The sequence below is a fragment of the Clostridium sp. LXY-7 genome (assembly GCF_056172015.1).
On sequence record NZ_JBLLJL010000004.1, the window covers coordinates 635,725 to 644,829 of the forward strand.

Sequence of the window (9,105 nt, forward strand, 5' to 3'; positions counted from 1 at the left end):
CAATCTAATAAGTTACTTTTAACTTGAAGAGTTTTTCATAAGGGAAAATCAATTCTTTAGGAGGGATATGTAATGAATACTATACCAATGATTATTGTAGTTGTTTATTTAGGTATCATGTTATTTATAGGATACTATACAAACAAATACTTAATCAAAAATAGTACGGACTACATGTTGGCAGGGAGGTCACTTCCAGCAATTATGGTTGCTTGTAGTTTGGCAGCCAATAATATAGGAGGAGGAAGTACGGTAGGGTTAGCAAGTAAAGCCTATGGAAACTGGGGAATGTCAGCAGTTTGGTATGTACTTGCTGCTGCTATTGGAATTATACCTATGGCATTTTTTGCACCTAAGCTGAGGAAGGTTATGGCTTACACCATACCAGAGGTTGTAGGAAGACGATTTGGAACTGCAAGTCATTTAATCACATCAATTTTAAACATTCTTTCATTATTTTGTTTAACTGCATCTCAAGTTCTTGCATCAGGAGTTATAATTTCAGCATTGATCGGAATTAACATTAAAGTGGCTATTATAGTGGCAGCAATATTCACTATAATTTACACTGCCATGGGAGGACTTTTAGCTGATGCTTTTACAGATTTATTTCAATGGGCAATTATATTTTTTGGACTTTTAATTTCTATACCATTTGTAATAAAAGGAGCTGGAGGATGGAGTACTATAGTAGCAGCAGTTCCACCTGCCAAAATGTCTATTGATGGAATGGGCATAGCATTAGTGATAAGCCTTATAGGACAATATTTTATAACTTTCATGTCAGGGCCTGAAATGGTATCAAGAGTATTTGCGGCTAAGGATGAAAAAACAGGTAGAAGAGCCGTTTTAACCTCTGCATTATTCATGGCATTATTTGCTTTTATTCCAGCGATAATAGGAATAGTTGCCTTTGCAGCATTTCCTAATATACCACCCAATCAAGCACTATCTACAGCTGTATTTCAATTAACACCTAAATGGGTCTCAGGTATAGTATGTGCAGCAATCATAGCATCCACTATGTCTAGTGCTGATTCTAACATGCTTTGCGCTTCTACAATATTTACTAAAGATATATATGAAAAATATATAAATCCTAATATTGAGGATAAAAAGATAATTACTATGACAAGAATAAGTAATGTAACCATAGGAGTACTTGCAACCTGTATTGCATTATTTCAAATTAATATTATAACTCTTAATTTATTTTCCTTTATGCTAAGAGCTGCTGGCCCATTTGCAGCATTTATTCTTGGAATAACTATGAAAAAAGTATCAAAACATGCAGGTATTGTATCAATAATAATAGGGAGTGCAGTGGGCATATACTGGCAAGTCATGGGGGAACCCTTTGGAATTTTAGCTATCATAGCAGGAAGTATGGCATCCATTATAGCCTTCTTAATTACTAACTATGTTGAACTTAGAACTAGTAAAGCTTTGGCACAACCTGTAGAGCTTTCGGAATAAGGGTAAAGGCTAAATGCATCAACTCTAACCCAATTTTAACGGCATACAGGAAAGAGTCTACAATAGTATTGCTTTGGATACCATTATAGACTCTTTTATGTTTTATTTAAAACAATTCTATTCTATTTATATAGAGGGATTTTATCGCAAAGAGCTTTTACACGCTCTTTTGCTGGAGTTAAATCACCATCTCTATTTTCAATTGTCCAATTGATTATGTCAGCAATTTCTACCATTTCTTCTGGTCCAAAGCCTCTTGTAGTAGTTGCAGGAGTACCTATTCTGATACCACTTGTTACAAATGGACTTTGAGTTTCAAAAGGAACAGTATTTTTATTTACTGTAATACCAACTTCATCTAATAGATGCTCAGCTAATTTTCCAGTAATGTCTTTATTTCTAAGGTCTACCAGCATTAGGTGGTTATCTGTACCATCAGAAACTAGTTTAAAGTCTCTTTCTTTTAATGCGTTAGCTAATGCTTGAGCGTTATCAAGAACCTTTTGTTGATACTCTTTAAAGCTAGGGTCCATTGCTTCTTTAAAGCAAATAGCTTTAGCAGCTATTACGTGCATTAATGGTCCACCTTGAATTCCAGGGAAGATTGTTTTATCAACAGCCTTTGCATGTTCTTCTTTACAAAGGATTGCACCTCCTCTTGGTCCTCTAAGAGTTTTGTGAGTAGTAGTAGTAACAAAGTCTGCGTATGGTACTGGACTTGGGTGAAGACCAGCAGCTACAAGACCTGCTATATGAGCCATGTCTACCATCATATAAGCACCAATTTCGTCACAGATTTCTCTGATTTTTACAAAATCTATAATTCTAGGATAAGCACTTGCTCCAGCTACTATCATTTGAGGTTTTTCTTCAAGAGCTACCTTTCTTAATTCATCATAGTTTATATATCCAGTCTCATCTACACCGTAGGAAACAAAGTTATATAACTTTCCTGAGAAGTTAACTGGGCTTCCATGAGTTAAGTGACCACCATGAGAAAGGTTCATACCTAATACCTTATCACCTGGCTTTAATATAGCCATATAAACTCCCATGTTAGCTTGAGAACCTGAGTGAGGTTGAACGTTTGCGTGATCTGCACCAAATAGCTTGCACATTCTATCTCTAGCAATGTTCTCAGCTACATCTACATATTCACAACCGCCATAATACCTCTTTCCAGGATAACCTTCTGCATATTTGTTAGTTAGGGTAGAACCCATGGCCTCCATTACTGCAGCACTGGTAAAGTTTTCAGATGCAATTAACTCAATTTTACTCTCTTGTCTAGTTGTTTCAAGACAAATTGCCTCATATATTTCTGAGTCATTGCGTTTGATATGTTCTAAATTCATAAATACCCCTCCAATTGTAAAAGTGATTTTATTTTTTAGCTGGTACCATGTGTATGGCTTCCCCTACAAGACCAGTAACAGCTTCAAAAAAGCTTTCTGATAAAGTTGGATGAGCATGGATTACATCTTTAATGTCTCGAATTTTCATCTTATGGAAAATTGCTAGGGTACATTCATGAATTAAATCCGATGCATGTGGGCCCATAATATGAGCTCCAATAATAATGTCTTCATCAGGATTAGAGTTTAAGCCTTGAGTTGATATAACCTTTATAAAGCCTTCACCTTCTCCAAGAGTTAGTGCCTTACCATTTGCGCCGAACATAAATTTACTTATCTTATAGGATAAGCCTTTTGCTTTAGCTTCATCTTCAGTGATACCTACAGAGGCAATCTCAGGGAAGATAAATATACAGCTTGGAACAACATCATTTATTAATTCAGTATGAATTCCCATAAGGTTTTCAACTACATGTACACCTTGATGAGAGGCCACATGAGCAAGCATAGATATCCCATTAACATCTCCAATAGCATAAATTCCCTTAGCTGTGGTTTCATAATTTGAATCCACTTTAATTCCTTTTTTGTCGTAATCAATGCCTATTTGTTCTAATTTTAATTCATTAATTACTGGATGTCTACCAGTAGAAATAAGAATTTTTTCACTTTCTAAGGAAATTTGTCCTTTTTTGCCTTCTCCGTGTAGGATAAATCCTGAAGATGTTTTTTCTATTTTAGTGACTTTAGTTGAAGTGTTAATAGTTATACCTTTCTTTTTAAGCATTGGAGTAAGACGTTTTGTAATATCGCTATCAACTTGAGCTAATATACTTGGAAGGTATTCCACTACTGTTACTTTAGAGCCAAGAGCATTAAAGATACAAGCCAGTTCCATACCAACAACGCCACCACCAACTACAGTAAGAGATTCTGGTATACTATCAAAATTTAAAATTTCTTCACTAGTATAAATCCCCTCTAAATTTGCTCCTTCAATTGGAGGGATGGTTGGCTCGGAACCAGTGGCAATAATAATATTTTCACCAGTGATTTCTACAGAACTGCCATCTAAAAGGGAAACTATTAATGTATTTTTATCTTTGAAAGAAGCTGCTCCTTGAAGAACCTCTACTTTATTAGCTTTTAAAAGCTGAGAAATACCACCAACTAATTCATTGATAATCTTTTGTTTTCTTTCATGAATATGTTCTATATTGATAGCATAGTTATCAACAGTAACTCCAAAATCATCAATATGTCTAAGAGTATTCAATACTTCAGCATTTTTATAGAGAGCTTTTGTAGGAATACATCCTCTGTTTAGGCAAGTTCCACCAATCTCTCCCTTTTCTATTAAACAAACCTTTGCACCAAGTTGGGCAGCACGGATGGCTGCCACATAGCCACCCGGTCCACCTCCTATAATTATTATGTCTTTATCCATAATTTCACCTACTTATTGATTATTTGAAGAAGTTTTATGCCAAGTTAAAACAGGAGTTCTAGCAGCTCTAACCTGATCTAATCTCTTTACTACAGTATTATGAGGTGCTGATTTTAAGATTTCAGGAGTTTCTTTTGCCTCTTCAGCAATCTTAATCATTACATCTATGAACTCATCCAAAGTTTCTAGAGTTTCACACTCAGTAGGTTCAAACATCATAGCTTCCTCAATGATTAGAGGGAAGTAGATAGTAGGTGGATGATAGCCATAGTCTAAAAGTCTCTTAGCCACATCTAGAGTTGAAACTCCATTTAAATGATTTGGGAGTCCTCCTAGAACTACTTCATGCTTACAAACTTCATCAATAGGAAGGTTATAATATTTTCTTAAACGTTCCTTCATGTAATTTGCATTTAGCACAGCTATTTCACTGGCAGTTTTTAGCCCTTCAGCTCCTAAGGTTAGAATATAGGTATAAGCTCTAACATGAATACCAAAATGTCCATAAAAATTTTTAATTCTTCCTATGGTTTGTGGTTTATCATAATTTAAACTATAGTTATTATCTATCTTTTCAATTACAGGTACAGGTAGGAAAGGTATTAGATGTTTTTTAACACCTACAGGGCCACTTCCTGGTCCACCGCCACCGTGAGGAGTGGAGAAGGTTTTGTGAAGATTTAAGTGGACTACATCAAAGCCCATATCTCCAGGTCTAGTTATACCCATAATAGCATTCATATTTGCACCATCATAGTAGAGAAGTCCACCAGCTTCATGCACTAAATCAGAGATTTCTTTTATATTTCTCTCAAAAATACCAAGGGTACTTGGATTTGTAAGCATTAATCCAGCAACTTCATCATTTAATACAGCTTTAAGAGCATCAATATCTATGGCACCGTTTTTATGAGATTTGATTTCTATAACTTCAAAATTAGCTACAGCAGCACTGGCAGGATTTGTACCATGAGCTGAATCAGGAACTATAATTTTAGTTCTTTTAAAATCTCTTCTATTTTCATGATAAGCTTTAATTAGCATAAGACCAGTAAGTTCACCATGAGCTCCAGCAGCAGGGTGAAGAGTAACCTGATCCATTCCAGTGATTTCAGATAAACTCTCACCTAAATTGTACATTAGATTAAGAGCTCCCTGTACGGTTTCTACAGGTTGATGTGGATGTAATCCAGTAAATTTAGGTCTGGATGCCATGTCTTCATTTATTTTAGGATTATATTTCATAGTACAAGATCCAAGAGGATAGAAACCTGTGTCTACACCAAAATTCTTATTTGATAGGGAAGTAAAATGCCTAACTACATCTAATTCACTTACCTCAGGTAAATTTAAATCCTCTTTTCTTCTAAGGTTTTCAGGTAATAATTCATCTATGGAAACATCAGACACATCAAGAGGTGGTAGGGTGTAGGCCCTTCTTCCTTCCTTGGATATTTCTATCAATAGTCTATTATAATCCTTCATTTATATCACCTCCATAGCCTTAACTAAGGTATCAATTTCTTCTTTTGTCCTCTTTTCAGTGACGCATAGAAGCATTGAGTTTTTAAGAGTAGGATATTTATTCTCTAATTCATATCCGCCAAGAATACCATGATTCATAAGTTCCTTATTTAATTCAGAAACTTTTTTATCTCCGGATAAAGTGAATTCCTTAAAGAAAGGCTTATTAAATAGTGGCTTATACTTTCCAGATTTAATAAGCTCATTAAAAGCATAGTGAGCTTTTTTCATAGAAGTTTCAGCAACTTCTTTTAAGCCTTTTTTTCCTAGAGTTGACATATAAATTGCAGCGGTAAGAGCGTTTAATCCTTGGTCTGAACATATATTAGAGGTCGCTTTTTCTCTTCTGATATGTTGTTCCCTAGCTTGGAGAGTTAAAACAAAGGCTCTTTTACCTTCAACATCTACAGTTTCACCAACTATTCTTCCAGGCAGTTTTCTCATAAGTTTAGAGGTAGTTGCCATAAAGCCTAGATATGGGCCACCGAAGTTTAGAGGGATTCCAAGACTTTGACCATCACCAACAACTATATCTGCACCGATTTCACCTGGAGTTTTTAAGATACTTAAGGAGATTGGGTCTACACTCATAACTAACATAGCTTTATTACTATGAGTAACTTTTTCAATTTCCTCCATGTTTTCAATTATTCCAAAAAAGTTTGGATTCTGAACTATAACAGCGGCAGTACTATTATCCACTACAGCTTTTAAAGCCTCTATATCAGTTTCTCCATCCTTAAAGTCTATTTCAATAACCTCTGCATCTCTAAAATGAGAATATGTCTTTACGATTTCAATGGTTTCTGGACTAAGGGTTTTAGAAACCACAACCTTTTTCCTTTTAGTGCTTGCCATTGCCATCATAGCGGCTTCAGCACAAGCAGTACCACCGTCATACATAGATGCATTTGCCACATCCATTCCAGTAAGCTCTGCTATCATAGATTGATATTCAAATACACCCTGTAGAGTTCCTTGGCTAATCTCTGGTTGATAAGGTGTATAAGCTGTATAGAACTCAGACCTAGAAGTAATATGCTTTATGATTGAGGGAATGTAATGATCATAGGCACCAGCACCTAAGAAGCAAATTAAATCCTCACTATTCAAATTTTTATCACAAAGTCTATTCATATGATTTGTAACTTCTAACTCACTCATAGGATTACTTAGATTAAGATTCTCTTTAAGGCGTAAATTCTCAGGTATATCAATAAATAAATCATTTATTGAGTCAATACCAATGGTTTTAAACATTTCTTCACGATCACTTTGAGTAGTAGGTATATATGGAAACATATTATTCCTCCTTACTGCAGTATATTTCGTATTCCTCTGCATTCATAAGAGCTGACAATTCATCAGTATTTGATAGCTCTACACAAATCATCCAGTTTTCATAGCAATTTTCATTAACAAGAGCAGGGTCATCTACTAGATCTTCATTAATCTCTAACACAGTTCCACTCACTGGCATATACATATCTGAAGCAGCCTTAACAGATTCTATAGCCCCAAAGGATTCTCCAGTACTAAGCTCAGTGTCTACATCTGGTAGTTCAACAAAAACTATACTTCCTAGCGCATTTTGAGCATAATCAGTAATTCCGATGTATACTTTCGTTCCATCAACCTTTACCCATTCGTGATCCTTTGAATAAGATAATTCTTTTAATACTTTCATAAACAATACCCCCAATTTATTATTTTTTGTAGTTTTTAGCTAAGAATTTTTTATTTATAATTTTAGCTCTAAGAGCTTTGTTCCTAATCACAATATTTATTTCAGTATCTAGGGCACTATAGGCTGGATCAATAAGAGCTAAGCCTATATTTTTCTTTAGAGTAGGAGAAGCATAACCTGTAGTAACAAAACCTATTACTTTATCATCTGCCATAACTTGATATTCATGTCTAGGTATCCCTCTATCTATCATTTCAAAACCTACAAGTTTTCTTTTAAGGCCTTCACTCTTTTGTTTTGCAAGAGCTTCTTTTCCTATGAAGTTTTCTTTATTTAATTTAACAAAAAAACCAAGTCCAGCTTCTAGTGGAGAGATTTCACTAGAAATTTCATTCCCATATAATGGGAGAGAAGCTTCGAATCTTAAAGTATCTCTTGCTCCAAGTCCAGCTGGTTTAATACCAAGGTCATTTCCAGCTTCAAGGAGAGAGTTCCAAATCTTTTCAATATCATTATTGTTGCAGTAAACTTCAAAGCCATCTTCACCAGTGTAGCCTGTTCGAGATACTAAACAAGGCACATCGGCAACCTTTACAACAGGCTTGAAATTAAAGAATTTTATGTCATTTAAATTTGTATCAGTTAACTTTTGTAGAATATCTTGAGCCTTAGGACCTTGAATGGCAACCTCAGAAATTTTATCTGAAATATTTTCAAGATCTATATCATAGCTATTACTATTTTCTACCATCCATTGATAGTCTTTATCTATATTGCTTGCATTTATAACGAGATAGAAGTAGTTGTCATTTATTTTATATACTAAGAGGTCGTCAACAACTCCTCCGTTGGGATAACACATTAGTGTGTATACTATTTCATTGTTTTTTAAATTAGAAATATCGTTAGTTATCAAGTTTTGTACAAAATCAAAAGCTTGAGGACCTTTTACGTTAACTTCACCCATATGGGACACATCAAAGATTCCAGCAGCATTTCTTACAGCTTCATGTTCCTGTATAATGCCTTCATATTGAACAGGTAACATAAATCCACCAAAGTTAATTATTTTTCCATTTAAGTTGTTATGGCAATTAAACAAAAAGGTTTTTTTACCATTTTCCATAATACTTACCTCCTCATAAATTTTTATATAAAAAAGAGGATATAAAGGCATAGAAAAAAGAGTGCCTTTATATCCTCTGTTTGCTTACCTGAAAGTTTTAATATATTTTTAAAAAATAAATATTGCTTCTTCGGTGCCTTATCGGTCTTTCCAGAGTACCATCCATTAACGATAATTTTGCCTGAAAGTTTCTTTATAAATTCGGCAATTTATAAATTGCTTCTTCGGCTTCTTCTAAAGTAAAACTTACTCAAGTGAAATGAAAAATTCCTTTGAAGTAGTTAGACTAATCAATGCGCTTTACTTTTTATTCAGGTCTTTTGACTTGAGTAAAAAGTAAAGTACATTGTATAAAAGATCTCTCACATTAACATCATTTGGTTCTTTATATTTAATTATTACGATGTATAAATATTACAATTAAACATAAGAAATGTCAATGGAAAATTCACATTATTATAAATATTAATAATTAAATAAATATTTATAA

Annotated in this window: 7 protein-coding genes and 2 riboswitches; of the genes, 1 reads left to right on the forward strand and 6 read right to left on the reverse strand. The window is 34.3% G+C overall.

All coding sequences use genetic code 11. The annotated features are described in order from the left end of the window. Positions 1–72: 72 nt before the first annotated feature. Positions 73–1,476 carry a sodium:solute symporter family protein gene (locus ACI48Q_RS16255; protein ID WP_474920173.1) on the forward strand — a complete coding sequence of 468 codons (1,404 nt, stop codon included), beginning with the start codon at positions 73–75 and terminating at the stop codon, positions 1,474–1,476. 122 nt (positions 1,477–1,598) lie between these two features. Here ACI48Q_RS16255 and glyA read toward each other — a convergent pair whose 3' ends face one another. Genes glyA through gcvT form a run of 6 tightly spaced genes read right to left on the reverse strand, consistent with a single transcriptional unit; the run spans position 1,599 to position 8,615 of the window. Continuing rightward, positions 1,599–2,831 carry a serine hydroxymethyltransferase gene (gene glyA, locus ACI48Q_RS16260; RefSeq protein ID WP_474920174.1) on the reverse strand — a complete coding sequence of 411 codons (1,233 nt, stop codon included), beginning with the start codon at positions 2,829–2,831 and terminating at the stop codon, positions 1,599–1,601. A 28-nt stretch (positions 2,832–2,859) separates the two neighbouring features. Further along, the gene (lpdA, locus tag ACI48Q_RS16265) at positions 2,860–4,278 is read right to left on the reverse strand and encodes a dihydrolipoyl dehydrogenase (RefSeq protein ID WP_474920175.1); all 1,419 of its coding nucleotides are present in this window, start codon (positions 4,276–4,278) and stop codon (positions 2,860–2,862) included. A gap of 12 nt (positions 4,279–4,290) precedes the next feature. Further along, the gene (gene gcvPB / locus ACI48Q_RS16270; protein ID WP_474920176.1) at positions 4,291–5,763 is read right to left on the reverse strand and encodes an aminomethyl-transferring glycine dehydrogenase subunit GcvPB; all 1,473 of its coding nucleotides are present in this window, start codon (positions 5,761–5,763) and stop codon (positions 4,291–4,293) included. Next, complete coding sequence (gene gcvPA, locus ACI48Q_RS16275) at positions 5,764–7,104, reverse strand: aminomethyl-transferring glycine dehydrogenase subunit GcvPA (RefSeq protein ID WP_474920177.1); 1,341 nt, start codon at positions 7,102–7,104, stop codon at positions 5,764–5,766. Between the two features lies 1 nt (position 7,105). Beyond that, complete coding sequence (gene gcvH, locus ACI48Q_RS16280; RefSeq protein WP_474920178.1) at positions 7,106–7,489, reverse strand: glycine cleavage system protein GcvH; 384 nt, start codon at positions 7,487–7,489, stop codon at positions 7,106–7,108. A gap of 19 nt (positions 7,490–7,508) precedes the next feature. Further along, positions 7,509–8,615 (reverse strand): glycine cleavage system aminomethyltransferase GcvT, encoded by a 1,107-nt coding sequence (gene gcvT, locus ACI48Q_RS16285; RefSeq protein WP_474920179.1) that lies wholly within the window; start codon positions 8,613–8,615, stop codon positions 7,509–7,511. Between the two features lie 66 nt (positions 8,616–8,681). Beyond that, a riboswitch (glycine riboswitch) is annotated at positions 8,682–8,774 on the reverse strand. After that, positions 8,775–8,880, reverse strand: a riboswitch (glycine riboswitch). Between the last annotated feature and the right edge of the window lie 225 nt (positions 8,881–9,105).